The sequence below is a fragment of the Daejeonella sp. genome (assembly GCF_030684675.1).
Classification (GTDB): Bacteria; Bacteroidota; Bacteroidia; order Sphingobacteriales; family Sphingobacteriaceae; genus Daejeonella.
The window spans coordinates 73,475-90,706 of record NZ_JAUXXZ010000043.1; the positions used below are offsets into that span (position 1 = coordinate 73,475).

General features: G+C 38.6%; 12 protein-coding genes. 5 read left to right on the forward strand and 7 right to left on the reverse strand.

Annotated features, from left to right (window positions below; all coding sequences use genetic code 11):
• The first annotated feature begins 1 nt into the window (after position 1).
• Positions 2-1,375: a regulatory iron-sulfur-containing complex subunit RicT gene (locus Q8M41_RS09210; protein WP_305364968.1), complete on the forward strand. Its 1,374-nt coding sequence runs from the start codon at positions 2-4 to the stop codon at positions 1,373-1,375.
• A 5-nt stretch (positions 1,376-1,380) separates the two neighbouring features.
• Positions 1,381-1,860: a gliding motility lipoprotein GldH gene (locus Q8M41_RS09215; RefSeq protein ID WP_305364969.1), complete on the forward strand. Its 480-nt coding sequence runs from the start codon at positions 1,381-1,383 to the stop codon at positions 1,858-1,860.
• Positions 1,861-2,052: 192 nt separating this feature from the next.
• Here the strand turns inward: Q8M41_RS09215 and Q8M41_RS09220 are convergent, their stop codons facing one another.
• The 3 genes from Q8M41_RS09220 to murF are packed head-to-tail and all read right to left on the reverse strand — an operon-like array spanning position 2,053 to position 5,870.
• A complete protein-coding gene (locus Q8M41_RS09220; RefSeq protein WP_305364970.1) occupies positions 2,053-2,688 on the reverse strand; it encodes a response regulator transcription factor in 636 nt (211 codons plus the stop codon).
• A gap of 1 nt (position 2,689) precedes the next feature.
• Entirely contained in the window at positions 2,690-4,594 is a 1,905-nt protein-coding gene (locus Q8M41_RS09225) for a 7TM diverse intracellular signaling domain-containing protein (RefSeq protein ID WP_305364971.1), read from the reverse strand.
• On the reverse strand, positions 4,569-5,870 hold the full coding sequence (gene murF, locus Q8M41_RS09230) for a UDP-N-acetylmuramoyl-tripeptide--D-alanyl-D-alanine ligase (protein ID WP_305364972.1): 1,302 nt from the start codon (positions 5,868-5,870) through the stop codon (positions 4,569-4,571). Before murF ends, Q8M41_RS09225 begins: the two co-directional genes overlap by 26 nt.
• A gap of 228 nt (positions 5,871-6,098) precedes the next feature.
• Between murF and Q8M41_RS09235 the strand changes: the two genes are divergently transcribed.
• Positions 6,099-8,618: a M14 metallopeptidase family protein gene (locus Q8M41_RS09235; RefSeq protein ID WP_305364973.1), complete on the forward strand. Its 2,520-nt coding sequence runs from the start codon at positions 6,099-6,101 to the stop codon at positions 8,616-8,618.
• A 38-nt stretch (positions 8,619-8,656) separates the two neighbouring features.
• On the opposite strand, the gene Q8M41_RS09240 is transcribed toward Q8M41_RS09235, so the two are convergent.
• Both Q8M41_RS09240 and Q8M41_RS09245 read right to left on the reverse strand, forming a co-directional pair.
• A complete protein-coding gene (locus Q8M41_RS09240) occupies positions 8,657-10,252 on the reverse strand; it encodes a PspC domain-containing protein (RefSeq protein ID WP_305364974.1) in 1,596 nt (531 codons plus the stop codon).
• Between the two features lie 21 nt (positions 10,253-10,273).
• Positions 10,274-10,630 carry a PadR family transcriptional regulator gene (locus tag Q8M41_RS09245; RefSeq protein WP_305364975.1) on the reverse strand — a complete coding sequence of 119 codons (357 nt, stop codon included), beginning with the start codon at positions 10,628-10,630 and terminating at the stop codon, positions 10,274-10,276.
• A 413-nt stretch (positions 10,631-11,043) separates the two neighbouring features.
• Between Q8M41_RS09245 and Q8M41_RS09250 the strand changes: the two genes are divergently transcribed.
• Both Q8M41_RS09250 and Q8M41_RS09255 read left to right on the forward strand, forming a co-directional pair.
• Positions 11,044-14,154, forward strand: coding sequence for a SusC/RagA family TonB-linked outer membrane protein (locus Q8M41_RS09250; protein ID WP_305364976.1), 3,111 nt, complete (start codon positions 11,044-11,046; stop codon positions 14,152-14,154).
• Positions 14,155-14,178: 24 nt separating this feature from the next.
• Positions 14,179-15,675 (forward strand): hypothetical protein, encoded by a 1,497-nt coding sequence (locus Q8M41_RS09255; protein WP_305364977.1) that lies wholly within the window; start codon positions 14,179-14,181, stop codon positions 15,673-15,675.
• Positions 15,676-15,758: 83 nt separating this feature from the next.
• On the opposite strand, the gene Q8M41_RS09260 is transcribed toward Q8M41_RS09255, so the two are convergent.
• The gene (locus Q8M41_RS09260) at positions 15,759-16,166 is read right to left on the reverse strand and encodes a DoxX family protein (RefSeq protein WP_305364978.1); all 408 of its coding nucleotides are present in this window, start codon (positions 16,164-16,166) and stop codon (positions 15,759-15,761) included.
• Between the two features lie 24 nt (positions 16,167-16,190).
• Positions 16,191-17,213, reverse strand: a complete 1,023-nt coding sequence (locus tag Q8M41_RS09265) for an LD-carboxypeptidase (protein WP_370870463.1) — start codon at positions 17,211-17,213, stop codon at positions 16,191-16,193.
• Between the last annotated feature and the right edge of the window lie 19 nt (positions 17,214-17,232).

Sequence of the window (17,232 nt, forward strand, 5' to 3'; positions counted from 1 at the left end):
TATGGGATGTGGTAGTTGTTCAACGGGTGGCTGTGCCCCTGCCGGATGCAAGAGTAATGGTTCATGCCTTACCAATGGATGCAGTAAATTAGATGTTTATGATTGGTTGTCGCATATGGATATGCCCTCTAATTTTAAACCGTTTAATATTATAGAAATTAAATTCAAGGGCTCACGAAAGGAGTTCTTTCTAAATACTGAAAATTTATACCTGGAAGCCGGGGAGCTGGTTGCTGTTGAAACCACTTCCGGCGGATTTGATATTGGTCATGTTTCCCTTACCGGGGAGTTGGTTCGTATGCAGCTTAAAAAGAGGCATGTACGCACAGAAGATGTTCTAAAAAAGATCTATCGAAAAGCTACTCCTTCAGATGTAGATAAATGGAAAGTTTCAAAGGATCTGGAGTTTGAAACCATGCATAAGGCAAGGGTTTTGGCTAAGGAACTTGGCCTGGCGATGAAGCTGAGTGATGTGGATTATCAGGGTGACCGGACTAAAGCCACATTTTATTATACTGCTGAAGGCCGGGTTGATTTCAGGGAACTGATTAAAAAAATGGCCGAGACCTTCCGGATTCGTATTGAGATGCGCCAAATTGGAATGCGTCAGGAAGCCAGTCGGCTTGGGGGAATAGGTTCCTGCGGACGAGAACTATGTTGTTCAACCTGGTTAACTGATTTTAAAACAGTGTCCACCTCAGCAGCGAGATATCAGAATCTGTCATTGAATACACTGAAGCTTGCCGGTCAGTGCGGCAAATTAAAATGCTGCCTGAATTATGAGCTTGACACCTATATGGATGCTCTGAGGGATATTCCAGATAATGTGGAACGTCTGGAGACAATGACCGGGACAGTAAGACATCAGAAAACAGATATATTCAAGAAACTGATGTGGTTTAGTTATCCAAATGATGAGAACTGGATTGCAGTAGATATTGCCAGAGTAAAGGAGGTTCAGAAACTAAATAAAGAAGGAATTAAACCGGAATATCTGAAAGTAGAACTTGCCGAAGAAGATAAACCTGTTGTTGCTAAGGTGTTTGATTACGAAAATGTAGTTGGACAGGATAGTCTGACCCGTCTTGATAACAAGGCTGGAAAGAACAAGAAAAATAACCGTAATAAGAACCGGAATAAATCTAAAGGATCGGGTGCCCCACAAGCAGCTTCAGCTATCCCTGTCAAACAGGAAGCGGCCCCAAGGGTACCAAAGCCTCAGAATCCTAATCAGCAACAAAGACCTGCTGGTCCGCAAGCTGAAAGACCTGAGGGTCCAAACCGAAATAACAAGCGAAGGAAAAATTTCAGGAACAACAACGACCGTGAAAGGCCGGCTGGAGAAAAGCCAGCAGGAGGAAAACCAACAGAATAAAATTAATGAAGCCGGGTAAAATATCGTTTTTGTTTGTTGTTTTATTGGCAATAGTTCTGGCTTCCTGCCAGGATCAGTCTGCAATTGTAGACACCAATATTGAACTTGATAAGCACAACTGGTCTTATACAGAGAAAGTCAAAATTCCATTAAGTATCGAATCAGCAGATATACCCTGTAATTTATATCTCAACCTTCGTCATACTTCAGATTATAAGTATTCAAATATTTTTCTGCTGATCCATATTATCGGGCCGGATGGTAAAAAATCAACTGAAAGAAGAGAATTTAAACTGGCTCTTCCGGATGGAGAATGGCTGGGTAGCGGATCGGGAAATTTGTACAGTTATCAAATCTTATTCAGCGAAGACTATAAATTTCCTTTGAAGGGAAAGTATGTTATTGAGCTGGAACAGAATATGAGAGATAATCCGCTGGATCATATTACTGATGCCGGAATCAGGGTAGAAAAGTCGGCTAAATGATGAATATGCTTAAGCAATTCCTCATTAGCAGATACTTTCTATGGCTGACAATATTTCTGATCATATTTTGTCTCACATCAGTACTATTACTTGATCCGGGTCATCCACTTTACATCCTTGCCTTTATTTGTGCACCGGTCATTTATTTATTACAGCGTTACCGTAAACATCTTATAAAGAATTCATAATAGCCTAGTTATCAGCAATCCCATGCATACGGGCGAATTTCAATAAACCTGCAATATTTTTAGTGTTTAATTTTTTCATAATGTTACGACGGTGTGTGCTGACAGTAAATTCACTAATGAAAAGATTATCGCCAATTTCTTTGCTCGTTAATTCCAGACTTATCATTTTGATTATCTCAACCTCTCTCTTAGTGAGCTGGTATTTTTTCATGAAATCATCAATAAAGAAAGGATGATGATCTGAGTTTGTGTGAGTTTTTAATTCAAAATACAATTCACCTTCCGAAACTTTTTTAATTGCTTCTTTCAGAATATTTGACGGACTGTTTTTCAGCAGATAACCCCTTGCTCCCAGTTTTTTAACTTCTTCGATGAGCTGTGGCTGATTATAGTTGGTTAATACAATAACCTTTAATTTAGGGAAGTCATTTTTTAGTATTTCAAGTGTTTTAATACCATCCATATTAGGCATATTCAAATCAAGCAGAACAATATCAGCCTGATTCGATTTCAGACTGCTAATGAGCTGCCTGCCGTCATTTACCGGATCCATAAGCTGGATATTTTTTACCTCTGATAATATAGAAGTTAAACCTTCGATCATTAACTTATGATCATCGGCAATAATTAACCTTAGCATTTTAATTGGTTTTTAATGGAATTTCAATATTGATCAGGAGCCCCCCATCCGGCATTCCTAAAAATTCAATCTGCCCTTTAAAGTAATTAATTTTTGCCCGGATGTTTTCAATACCAATGCCATTTTTTAATTTGTTTTCATCCATAAGACCTTTTCCATTGTCTTCAACCATCACAGAAATACTATCTTCATGTTCAATAACCTGAATCAGGCAATGACTGGCTTCAGAATGTTTGATAACATTATTCACCAGTTCTTTAATTATCCTATATAGATCATTTATCAGATTCATGTCTGCATTTTTATGGTCTTCAAAACCTATAATTATATATTCAATATGTAGCTTATCAGCCAGGTTAATGTTATTAAAAAGATCAGTGATTGCATTTTTGAACCCATACTTTTCTATGGCCAGAGGATTCAATGTATGGCTGATACTTCGAACGGTTTCTGATACAGATTCGAGAACTTCAGCAGCCTTCCTGAGCTTAATCACGGAATCAGATTTTTGGTTATTTTCCAACACAGAAGAAAGCTGAAGTGATACTACAGAGAGTAATGAGCCAATATCATCATGAAGTTGGTCTGCAATCTTTTTCCTCTCCATTTCCTGGGTCTCTATTATTCGCTCAGTTATCTCATTTTGCTTCCTGTTTACCTCTAAAAGTAAATGCTCCTTTTCATTTTTGTAAGTATTGAAGCGGTGAGCGAGGCCAAATGTTAGAATGATGGCTTCAATAATCAAGCCTGTTTGTATTCCGTAGTTTGAAAGGTAGTTTATTTGTGGCCCTGAATTACCGGTATGTACCAATAGCTCTGTGATGCTAAACACAATGAGCATAAAAATTGAAATCAGATAATACCAGGCCTGAACATTATTTTGTCTGATTTTTTCAGCAAGACTTAATGCAATTAATACCTGCGTGCTTATTCCTGTGAAGATTAATAATCCCAGAAAGAAAAAAGAGTATTGATAAAGTCCTTCTGGATAGACCAGGAACGCAAATGAGGTGAAACCAGCAATGAACTTAATAATAAGAATGGGTTTATAAAAAATACTTGCTTTAGTCTGCCTGATAAACACCTGCATGAACTCTAAAAGCATAATCATTGCGATACAATTAAATATCGGTCTGGCAAGACTGGCAAAATCAGGTGAATTGGGCCATAGAAACTGGTAACCATAACCTTTATCTGCCAGAATCCAGAGGGTCCCGGATAAAATATAAAGTACGTAATAGAGATATAATTTTTCTTTTACCGTAATAAACAGAAAGCAACCGAAAAGTATAAGGAGTACTGTTATTCCCCATAGTATACCTGTTATCAGACTCTCCTTTGATGTCCTTTGAAAGAAATCTTCTTTGCTTAATATCTCAACCCTCAGTTGCAGGGATTCATTATGTTTATCCACCTTTATAAGGTAAAGGCTATTAAGTCCGGCCTCAATCGGAAAAACAAAAAAACGATGTCTGAGTGGTCTTTGTTTAAAAGGGTAATAGTCTCCTGTTTGAAAGATTAAATGGATACCATCCGGATTAGCGGTATAGAATTCCAATCTGTTTATATGTGCATTTCCAACAACAAGATTTTGTTCAGTTGGAGAACCGGATGGTTTAATTGCAAGCCAGAAATTAGATTTAGTAAATCCGGCGTTGAAGTCGCCCTGGGGAAGTGGCTTAAATTTTCCCGCAAAAAAGAGCTCCTTCACTTTTTCAGGACTTAATGTTCGATTTTTGTCCTCATAGATATAAATATCTGAGGCAAAGGAAGAATAAGATGCCGCTATCAAAAGCAACAGAAACATGATTTTTTTCAGATTTAATCCATGCATACCGCAGATATTCTTTAATCCATAAATAAGCAGGAATTTTCCGGATCTATAACAGATCAAGCAGACTTTCAAGTTTCATACCCCTTGAACCCTTTAGTAAGACGGTAGCATTTTTTATCGGACTCTGTTTTAGGGCAAGCGTTGCATCAGCCGTAGTTCTGTAAAACTCAGTTCTGGAATTATCCCTCAAACCGTAAAACTCTTCGCCTATAAAAATTCTTCTTAAAGAATTGATATTCAATGCTTTTTTAAGAATTGACCTATGTTCAAAAGAAGCCTCTTCGCCTAACTCGAACATATCTCCAATGATCATAACCTTTTTTGTTGCAATGCTTGATTCAAGATTATCGAGTGCAACCATCATACTACTGGGGTTTGCATTGTAGTAGTCGCAAATGATAGTATTACTTCCCTTTTTCAGAATCTGGGATCTGTTATTTACAGGTTCATAGGCATTGATTCCTGCGTTAATCTTTTCCGGACTTAATTTAAAAAAGCTTCCAATACATATGGCAGCACAGATATTATCAAAGTTGTAGATACCCGGCAATTTTGAATCGGCAATTTGCATTGTCTCATCTTTTTTATTCCACTCTACACTTAGAAACTGACTGGAGTTCTTAAGTTTCGCTGAAATGAAATTTTCATTTCCTTTTCCATAGCCAATTAAATTTTTAAGTCCCTTTTCCCTGGCCATTTCTGTTAAGATTGTATCATTAGTATTAATAAATGCTACCCCATTGCTTGATTTAAGAAATTCGTAAAGTTCTCCCTTACCGATTCTGACTCCTTCAATCCCACCAAATCCCTCCAGATGTGCTTTCCCAACATTTGTGATCAGTCCCTGGGTAGGTTGGGCAATTCCACAAAGAAAGCCGATTTCTTTCTGATGGTTGGCACCCATTTCGATGATGGCAATTTCGCAGGTATTGTTGATTGATAGAATACTTAATGGAACACCAATATGGTTATTCAGATTACCTTCGGTAGCAAAGGTTTTGAACTGTTGTGAAAGTACTGATCTGATTAACTCTTTGGTAGTGGTTTTTCCATTGCTTCCGGTAATTCCGATTACCGGAATGCTAAGCTGTCCCCGATGATATCTGGCAAGATCCTGAAGTGTTTCCAAAACATCTGAAACGAGTATAAAGTGCTCATTTACAGCATACCTTTCTTCATCGATTATGGCATATGCTGCACCGTTTTCAATGGCCTGATTGGCAAACTCATTACCATTGAAATGATCACCTTTCAAAGCAAAGAACAGGCATGATTTACTGATCTTTCTTGTATCGGTACAAATTACCGGATGCTTCCCGTATACCTCGTATAATTGTTCAATCGTCATTTTTAATAGCTTGATACAATAATAATACTTTTGTTCCTCTCAGGCGAAGAATTTGGTAATTATGCGATTCTCTCGTACATTCGAGGGATTATCTCAGGCATTGAATAGGACTGAATGGCAGCTTTGATATCAGAATAAATGCTTCAATTTATACTGTACAATCTAAGCTATTTTATTGCTTGTCCAGTTTGCTGCGGCATATTACCAATTATAAATACATAATTCCGAATGAAGAAAAATTTTATTTTGCTTCTCCTTTTAACAGGAATGCAATTGAATGGTTTTACACAAAAAATTCAATCCCCTTCCGAATTTCTGGGCTATAAGTTGGGAGAGCAGTTTACACCGCACTACCGGGTAGTCGAATATTATAAGTACCTGGCTTCTGTCTCAAAGAATATCAAATTGCAGGATTATGGTAAAACCAATGAAGGCCGTCCTTTGTTTCTTGCCTTTATTGGTTCGGATTCAAATATTTCCCGTCTTGAGGAAATCCGTAGGAATAATATGAGCCTTACCGGAATAAAGGACGGCTTAAATACTTCAAAGCCCTTAGAAAGCCTAAAAGATCAGCCAGTATTGGTATGGTTTAGTTATAATGTTCATGGAAATGAATCTGTATCAACCGAGGCTTCATTACAAACCGTTTTTGATCTGCTTGATCCTGCAAATGCAAGAACAAAAGCATGGTTAAAGAATACCCTGGTCATTTTGGATCCCTGTTTAAACCCTGATGGAAGGGAACGTTATGTTAATTTTTATAATCCGATAAAAAATGCAGTTCCTGATGCCCTTCCATTCGCCCGCGAGCATATGGAACCATGGCCGGGAGGTAGGGCCAATCATTATTATTTTGATCTGAACCGCGATTGGGTATGGCAAAGTCAGGTTGAATCCCAGCAGCGGCTTGCAGTTTATAATAAATGGCTACCACAGGTTCATGTTGATTTTCACGAACAGGGAATAAATAATCCATATTATTTTGCTCCGGCCGCAGAACCCTATCATCAGGATATCAGTAAATGGCAACGGGAGTTTCAAACTATCATTGGCAAGAATAATGCGCGCTACTTCGATATGAATGGATGGATGTATTTTACCCGTGAGAACTTTGATTTGCTTTATCCTTCTTATGGCGATACCTATCCGGTTTATAACGGCTCTATAGGAATGACCTATGAGCAGGGAGGTTCAGGAAGAGCGGGACTCGCAGTAATTAATGCTGAAAGTGATACTTTGACCCTGAAAGACCGGATCGACCATCATCATACCTCCGGACTTTCAACATTAGAAGCGGCTTCCCAACATGCTGAGCAAGCAATTGCAGAGTTCAGGAATTATTTTACATCGAGCAAATCAAATCCTCCCGGAGATTATAAATCCTACATTATCAAGGGTGATAATACTGAAAAGATAAAATTTCTTGCTGCACTGCTTCAAAGGAATGGAATTGAATTTGGCTTTGGGGTTTCGAAGGGGGCTCAGGGTTATAATTACTTCAATGGGAAATCAGAAAGCTTCAGGGTCGATAGAACAGATATGGTGCTTAGTGCCCATCAGCCCAAATCGGTACTTCTGAAAGTTTTGTTTGAGCCAAATACTTTCGTTTCAGATTCGGCAACCTATGATATTACTGCATGGTCATTACCCTATGCTCATGGACTTCAGGCTTATGCCACCAGGGAATCCATCAAACCGGAAACTACCCTTATCCCGGAGAGTACTGTATCGGCTTCTACGGTTTCAAATCCTGTGGCCTATATCGCGAACTGGAATTCTATTGCAGATGTAAAGTTTCTGGCTGAATTGCTGAACAATAGTATCAAAGTAAGGTATTCTGAAATTCAATTCGAAACTTCCGGAAGGCGCTTTAATGCAGGCTCCCTGATTATAACCAGAAACGGAAATAGCACAATTAATGGCGGATTTGAAAAGACGGTAAATGAAATTGCAAAAAAATCGGGCATTAGCCTTTTTGCAATCCCTACTGCATTTGTAGATAAGGGAGCAGATCTTGGATCGAGTAAAGTCCGTTTTATAAAGAAACCCAGGGTGGTAGTTGTAGGTGGAGAGTCTGTTTCTTCACTTTCTTTGGGTGAGATATGGCATTTCTTCGAACAGGAGATTGGATATCCTGTAACAGTGGTTAGGCCGCAGGATCTGAACATGATCAACTGGAACGAGTTTGATGTTCTCATTTACCCCGATGGTAATTATGCTGATATGGGAAATGAGAAAATGCTGCAATGGATTCGGGGTGGGGGTAAGCTTATTGCAATGAAAAATGCGGTGGCAGAACTTGCCGGCAAAAAGGGTTTTGATCTTAAAAACAAGGAAGATGCTAAAAAGGGAGATAAAGACATCTATGAAGACCTCAAAGCTTATGAACAAAGAGAAAGGGAGAATGTAAGCACAAATATCCCTGGAGCTATTTATAAAGTTGATTTGGATAATACTCATCCATTGGGATTTGGTTTCCCAAATTTTTACTACACTTTAAAGCTCGATGATAAGGTTTATAAGTACCTCACTGGTGGATGGAATGTAGGCGTAATAAAAAAGGAGAATTACGTTACTGGTTTTGTAGGAGTACAGGCAAAGAAGAAATTAACCGATGGTCTTATTTTTGGGGTGCAGGAAATGGGCAATGGTTCAGTTGTTTATTTAGCTGATGATCCTTTATTCAGGGCTTTTTGGGAAAACGGTAAATTATTATTCAGTAATGCCGTATTTATGGTAGGGCATTAAAAGGCTCCAACCCCGGCCCGTGCCGGGGTTGGAGCCTTTTAAAATTGTTCTTCCGGTTCAGGCGTATTTCTTTTTTGATTATATAAGCTGTCGTTTTTGCATTTTAAACCGTTAGCTGTCATAATCCACTCTGAAAGAAAATCATTTTTTGCATTTTGAGGCTGACAATCCCAGAGACTATAGTCTTCAAGATATCTGTTTAGAGTACCCTCAATAAAAAGTGTGGTATTTTCAGGAATCCGGAGAATAAGATGAACATTTTGGTCGCGCCATAATTCGCCTTTTTGAAGATGGGTATTTCCGTCAAATAATATCAGGGAGTCTGTTTGGATATACCGATGTTTCGCACGTTGCGCATTGGACAAGGCTGTTTCAAAATCCGGGCCCTTGGCGCTGAATTCCTGAATCAATATTGGAGTGCTTATATCTGCTTTTACAATTTTCAGACTTACATTTCTTGGTAAGTTAAACTCCCCTCTCCTGGTGTTCATTATAATACGGCCTTTAAAATCATTAGGGTCTATGTTATAATCCATACTATCTTCTTTTGTAAGATATTGTATGGGATTTAATTTAAGATAAAATGTTTTTGATGGCTTTAAATTCGATTTTATGGAGTATTGTGCTTCTTCATTAAATTCTGAACCTATCTTAGAGACATGGTATACTCCAATTCCTAATGCTGCCAGCCAAATGATTAGCATTCCGAAGTAAACACCTTTTGAAACTTCAAAATGGGCAAATAATACCCTGATTGCAAATACAACAAGTGCGGTAATCGGAATAAATAGCAGGGTAAATGCAGAGAGGGTCAGAATAGATTTATATCCAGGGTTTACTACATTAAAAGGAAAGGTGTTTAGCTGGTTACCGTTCCAATAGCCCAGAAAAGTAATCAGACCAATTCCCATAACAAATAAGCCGCTTACTCCGGCTAGTATGATAATGGCGCCAATAATTTTTATGAAGAGCATTCCAGCTTTGCCAATAAACTTACCCAATTGGTGAATTGCCGGTTTCGCTTCTTTACGCGCGGTTTTAAGTCCGCTTTTTAAGCTTTCAATCTCCTCATCAAAGTTCTTTTTGAAATTCTGGATATTAATGGGTTCCCCTTTCATGGCCATTTTATCCACCCTGCTTCTGGCCTTTGGGATAACCAGCCATAAAATTATATATACTGGAATACCTATTCCCATAAATAAAGTGATGATTGCAATCAGCCTGATCCATCTCGGCTCCACACCGAAATAGTGGCCAATACCTGCACATACACCACTAATTATACTGTCTTCAGTATCTCTGAATAATTTCTTTTCTGTTTTAAAGGCGCCGGTTGACAGGCGGATCGTTGGATCCTCATCATCGATATCGATATTGAAATCATCAACAGTTCCCATTTTTTCTGTTACATATTCAACATCTTCGACAATGATTACCTGTTTATGGTCCTGTTTCAGCTTTTCGCTGAACATTTCTGCCAGTCGGTTTTCAATATCTGTGACAATCTCTTCACTATCGGCGGAATAAGCAAAGTGCCTTTTTACACCAGTCATATAAGTCCTCAGCACTTCATATGCATCTTCCTCGATATGGAAAACAATCCCATTAATATTGATTATAATAGTTTTATTCATGGCCTTAATTTTAGCAATTTTTTATGATTTTTCTTTAATGGGTTCTATAATTCTATCGTTTAATGATACTTCCACTGCGTATGATAATTCTATCCAGGTTGTATCCAGACGCTTTAACACTTCATATCCTGCAGGCGACAAAGTGTAATATTTTCTTGGAGGGCCTGATGTTGACTCCTGCCAGTTATAGATTAACAGTCCGTTATTCTTTAATCGCGTTAAAAGGGGGTATATAGTACCCTCTACGACAATTAGGCGGGCTTTTGTTAGCTCAGAGATGATGTCTGATGCATAAATCTCCCCTCGGGAGATTATTGAAAGGATACAATATTCAAGTATTCCTTTCCGCATCTGAGTTTGGGTATTTTCCACTATCATATAACAAAGATATATGCTTTGATTGGTAATATGCAATACATAGTAGTAAAATAATTATCAATGTATATATAATTGTTACAATTGTAAGAATTATATATACATCTTTTTTAAATTTAAGATGGGTAAATCATGCAGGTTTTGAAATCGGCCAGCCTCAATATTAGAATCTTAATTAAACCACATTATGTTCTGTATCTTCAATTTATAGATTACATTTCACAATGCAAGCATACTATTTTTAACATATTTTAACTTTAAATTAAAAATTAATTAGTTGAATATCAGTGATTTATAAATTTTACATAAAAATAACAATAAATATATTTTGTCGTAACAAATATGTTGCTCAAATTTGACTTTTAAGTAACCAACTTTAATCAATCCTCATTTAAACAATTCTAAACCAATTAAGTATGAAAAAACTTCTACAAAGTTTGTTCCTGCTGCTATTTATAGCTTTTCAGGCTGTAGCACAGGAACGCACTGTGACAGGAACAGTAACCGATAAAACGGATGGATTACCCTTACCGGGAGTTAGTGTCAAAGTTAAAGGCACTAATATCGGCACCTCAACAGGTGGCGATGGTAGATTTAGCGTGCGTGTCCCACAAGGAAGCACCACACTTGTATTAACATATATTGGCTATGCAACTCAGGAAGCTTCTATAGGTTCAAGTGGTGTAGTCAATGTTCAGTTAACAACTGATGCAAAACAATTATCTGAAGTAATTGTAACCGGTGTTGCTGGCGCAACAACAAAAGAAAAGTTAACAGTATCCGTTACCAAAGTAAGCGAAGAAAGACTTAATGCAGTAACCGGAACATCACTGGCTGGTGCTCTTTCAGGTAAAGTTGCAGGTATCAAGGCAAGTGGATCAAGCGGTGCTCCGGGTACTTCTGTTGATATCCAATTAAGAGCAGATAATAACCTGAACAATGTAGGATCAGGACCACTTATCCTTGTTGACGGTGTAATCTACACTGGCTCTCTTGCTGATATCAATGCTGATGACGTTTCATCTATGGAAGTAGTGAAAGGTGCAGCAGCATCAGCACTGTATGGTTCAAGAGCTGGTAATGGAGTAATTGCAGTTACCACTAAGAGAGGTAGCAGCATTGCATTAAATACTGTTAAAGTAAATGTCCGGAATGAAGTAGGTATGCAGGAAATTGCAAGAACCCTGGATCTTTCTACTCATCATCCATTTGCGCTTGCTGCTGATTATCAGCAGTTTGCAGGTACATTTACTAAATACCAGGGTGTTACTTATCCTGCCGGATACCGTGATGCTGGATTTAGTCCTCTGATTTCAGGTAACAGGGTGCCAAAAGCTGACCACTACATGGACAATCCTTATGGTGTTACACGTAATCAGCAAAATGATTTCTTCAATACAGGAATCAATTATGCAAATTTCGTGTCTATGACCTCCCGGACAGAGAAGACCGGTGTTTACGCATCTTTTGAGAATAACTCTCAGCAAGGTGTTATCGAGATGACCGATGGTTATAAAAGACAGAATTTCCGTTTTAATGTGGATCAGCAGATTGCCCCATGGTTAAAGTTTAGTACTTCCAATTTATTGGTTAACACCAATACTGAATATCCCGGATCTAGTGGTAACATTTTCTTCAACGTTGCATTGGCAGAGCCAGATGTTAACATGAAGCAGTTTAATCCGGATGGTCAACCATACTATTTACGTATGAATCACTGGAGTGGTGAAACTGTAAACCCGTTATACCCACTTTACAAAGTGCAGAGAAGCGATAAAAAATTCAACTGGATTGGAAACTTCGCTTTAAATGCCAGAGTAACTTCATGGGCTAACTTTGACGTAAGCCATTCAATTGAAAGAAGTAATTACCGTTTCCGTAACTACAGTCCGAAAGATACCTGGACTCCAACAGGAGGTACAGCAGCAACCAATGGTATGTCATATACAAACGGAAGTTTGCAGGATTACTCCGATGCTGGAAACAGTCAGAACACCCAGGCTACCTTAAATATGGTTAAGGATTTAGGAGATCTTACTGTAAGAGGAAAATTGTCTTACTTATATGAAAACAGGAGATACGAAAATTATCAGGTTTTATCTTCGCAATTAGGTGTTGCCGGCATTCCTACCTACGACAATTTTGCTGTAATAAACGATGCAGGTTCACTTAATGAAACAGAAAGAGCACAAAACTATTTTGCGATCTTAGGTCTGGATTATAAGGATAAATTATTGTTCGATGGTATGTACCGTTATGATGGTTCCTCATTATTCGGGTCTGCTGAAAGGTGGAATCCTTATTTCAGACTTTCCGGAGCTTATCGTATTTCTGAAGATGTTAAGATTCCTGGAATCGACGAGTTAAAGATCAGAGCGGCCTACGGAACTGCCGGTATTCGTCCGGGTTTCTCATGGCAATATGAAACATTTACTCTGAACAATGGATCAGCATCAGCTGTACAAAGAGGAAATCAAAATTTAAAGCCATCTAAAACAGCAGAAACTGAGATTGGCTTGAATGTGGATTTCTTGAAGAAATTCACTTTTGAAGCTGTATATGCTCAGTCTACAACAGATGATCAATTCCTGAACGTTCCGCTTTTAGGATTCCTGAATAATGGTTTTACCAGACAATTCCGTAATGCGGGATCTGTTGATAGCAAAACCTTAGAATTTAGCCTTGGTGCTAACTGGGTGAATAAGAAGGATTTCTCATGGAGTTCAAACATCGTTTTCTCAAGAATCAGACAAAAGATCACTGATCTGCCTATTTCTCCTTATGTATTTGGAGATACCGATGGTGGAGGTCAGCAAATGTTCTATATCGCAGGTAATGAAACATACGGTTCAATGTATGGACATACCTGGGTTAAGAGTCTGGATCAAATGAGCAAACAACTTCCTGCCGGAAAAACTATTGCTGATTATGAGATTAACTCTGCTGGTTATGTTATTGCAAAAGGAACCCAGGGAAAAACTACTGAGAAAGCAATTAAGCAGTTGGACGATAAAGGTGCAATTTTGTTTGGAAAGATTGGAGATGGTAATGCAGATTTTAACATGGGATTTGCAAATACACTTAATTTCAAACGTGCGACTTTCTATTTCTTACTTGACCTTAAGAAAGGAGGAGATATTTACAATGCAAAAGGACAATGGTTAACCAGAGACCTTAGAAATCCTGAAATGGACATGAGTGGTGTAGCTCAGGCAGATAAAAAAGCCTACGATTACTTCCTGAATTTCTATGATGTTAACACACCGAACAGCTATTGGGTTGAAGATGGAACATATCTAAAACTAAGAGAAGTTGCATTAGGTTATACTTTCCCGCTGAAAAGCTTAAATGTATTTGGTGGAGTTGTTAAGAGCATCACTGCAAAAGTTGTAGGACGTAACCTGCTCACCTTTACCGGTTACAGCGGATATGATCCTGAAGTTGGAACTTTAAGACAGCCATATGATGGTACCTATAAATATCCTAACTTTAGAAACTATGCGTTCTCACTTTCAATGGATTTTTAAGATATTAGACTAAAAAAGACAATTATGAAAAAATATAAATTTATATACGCAATTGCACTTTCGCTCTTTCTGGTGCAAGGTTGTAAAAAGGACCTGCTTCAGGTAGAAAATGAAAATCAACCCGATTTTGATAAAGTTTTCTCTAATGGAGAAGCCCTTCAAAATTTAGCTTCTGGTTTGTACGTTACCATTTATAATGGAGAGCATGGTGCCAGTAGTATTCAGCCTATGTTGGCTACCGCTTCAGATAATATTTCTTGTTCATGGGGTAACTTTGGTATGAGGGATATGTCGTGGGAGCCGCGTAATTTTGCATGGAACAATGCTCCTTCATATGCTTATAATGCTTCCACTCTAAACCTTTGGAACAGAATGTACTCATCAATAAATACGGCTTCTGACGTGCTAAAAGCAATGGGAACCGGTGTTAATGTTGGTGTTGCAGGCGCTAATAACGCCAGAACTAAAGCCTTTTGCAGATTTGCACAGGGTGTTGGTTACGGTAACTTAGCCCTTGTTTTTGATAAGGCTTTTATAGTTGATGAGAAGACAACTGTGGCGGGTGCTACGCTAGAGTCTGCATCAGCCTATACCGCAGTTGCAGCAGCAGCATTAGTATATCTGGATGAGGCAGCGGCTCTGGCTACTGCAAATACCTTTACTATTCCTAAAGATTGGTTGGGTGCTGACAAGGATTATTCAGCTGCAGAGTTTAAGAAGCTGGTAAACACTTATGCAGCAAGATTTATGGCATATACCCCAAGAAATAAAGCTCAATTAGCTGCTGTGAACTGGGCAAAAGTTAAAACTTATGCTGACGGTGGTCTGACATCTGATTTTGTTGTTATGCAGGATGGATATGCTAAATGGTATGATGAAGCAGGTGATTATCTTGTTTACCAGGGATGGGGTGTTACTGACAATTATGTTGTGAACATGATGGATCCGTCAAAACCTAAACACTGGACTGACGTATCTACCTTCCCTTACCCTACCCGTTCAACTGATCCTGCTGATAAGCGTATATTCTCTGATTTTGAGTATGTTGCATCTCAGTGGTTCCAAGCAGCCAGAGGTTATTACCACTATTCTCCTTACAGAAATAAGAGGTATGATGATATGTATGTTGCAGCTGTTGGACCAAAACCACAGATAATGAAAGCTGAGAATGATATGCTTAAAGCTGAGGCTAGAGCCTATACTGCTGACTTATCAGGAGCGGCCACAATTATCAATGCCAGCACCCGTAAAACCCGTGGTCAAATGGCTGATGTTGCTGCAGTTTCTGCTGATGTGATTCAGGCTATTCATCATGAGCGTCATGTTGAAATGTATACAACTGGTTTCGGACTTCAATTCTTCGAAATGAGAAAATTAGACCTCTTGCAAAAGGGTACTCCATTACACTTCCCAATTCCTGCAAAAACTCAGGAAACAATGGGTCTGGCTCTTCCTTTCTATACTTTCGGAACTGAAGCTAAAGGTGATGGTACAAACACTTCAAACAAGGGTTGGAGATAATAATTAACTCCATATCTTATAAACAGAAAAAGCGGATAATATCCGCTTTTTCTGTTTATAATTATTTGTCTTGCAGAAATTATTTATTTCTTATCTACACTGTACTTGCCTGGCCCAATAAAAATCAGACCTAAAAACATGAATCCGGTTTCGATAGCCTGAGATGCCGCCATAAAATCCTCCCCGCCTTTCAGGTGCATCAAAGCCGCAACTAACAGATTAAATGTCATTAACATACATACCGGCCTGAATGCAAGTCCCAGTAAAATTAAAAATCCTCCAAATGTTTCTGTAATTCCAGCCATGAGTCCCCATACAGCCGGGGCAAATGTTATTCCAAGATTCTTCATTGCACTACCAATGGTCTCCCATTGTTCGGGCCCGCCCAAAAGCTTAGGATAACCGTGAAGCATAAACATGGTTCCAAGGCCAATTCTTACAATTAATAATCCTGTATTTCTGTATTTACCCAATGAATCAAATATTGCCATGTTGATATTTTATTTTAATTGTGATTATAAAGATGTTTTGGAGTCAATGCCCGGATAACTCAGATGAACCCGTTGTCCTTCAACCCTTAACCTACTCATTCTGCCAAATATTAAGGCGCGATTATCCGGAATATGACCTGCCGGAAAATTAAAACATACCGGATAGTCAAACTCTTTAACGTGCTCCATGATGACTTGTTCGGCTGTCTGGCCAAATGGGATATCATTATCCTTTAGTTCAGTAAAACCTCCAATGATCAAACCTTTGAGATCCTTCAATTTTTCTGCCCTTTTCAGGTTCCACATCATGCGGTCAATGGAATAAAGGTACTCTCCGACATCTTCCAGAAAGAGGATTTTACCCGAGAAATCCTGTTCAGAAACTGATCCGGCCATCATCACAAGCAGGCTCAGATTCCCTCCAATTAATATTCCTTCGGCTTCACCGCTTCGGTTGTTTGCTGGATTGGTGTAACTGTATTGAATTTCCTCATTGAAAAGTGCTTTCCTTAATGTTTCTAAAGAAATTTCTGAACCTTCTCTGATGGTTAATGGCATTTGTCCGTGGATGCTTTCAGTTTTGTACAAAGACTGGATATGGCTGTGAAGTACAGTAATATCGCTGAATCCTATAATCCATTTTGGATGATTACTGAAGGCGGAGAAATCAAGATGGTCAATGATGCGGATTGTTCCATACCCCCCTCGCGCCGCAAAAATGGCTTTAACGGATGGATCATCGAGAAAACGCTGGAAATCAGTGGTACGCAGTTTATCGTCTCCGGCAAACTGGTTCCAGGAAGCATGAACGGTTTCCCCAAGAATGACATTTAAACCCCAGGATTCGAGAAGTTTAACAGCATCTTCAATGTTACGGGGAAGTTTTTTCGCCGGGCAAGTAACGGCCACAGTGTCTCCTGGCTGCAGATAGGATGGTGTTCTATAACTATTAATTTCGTTCCTCAATTTCTTATGCTCTTGTTCAGATAATTTAAGATTATACTTATCCGCTATATTTCTAAAAGGTTTAAAGGGTATTGGATTCAAATTTACAAATTACATCCAC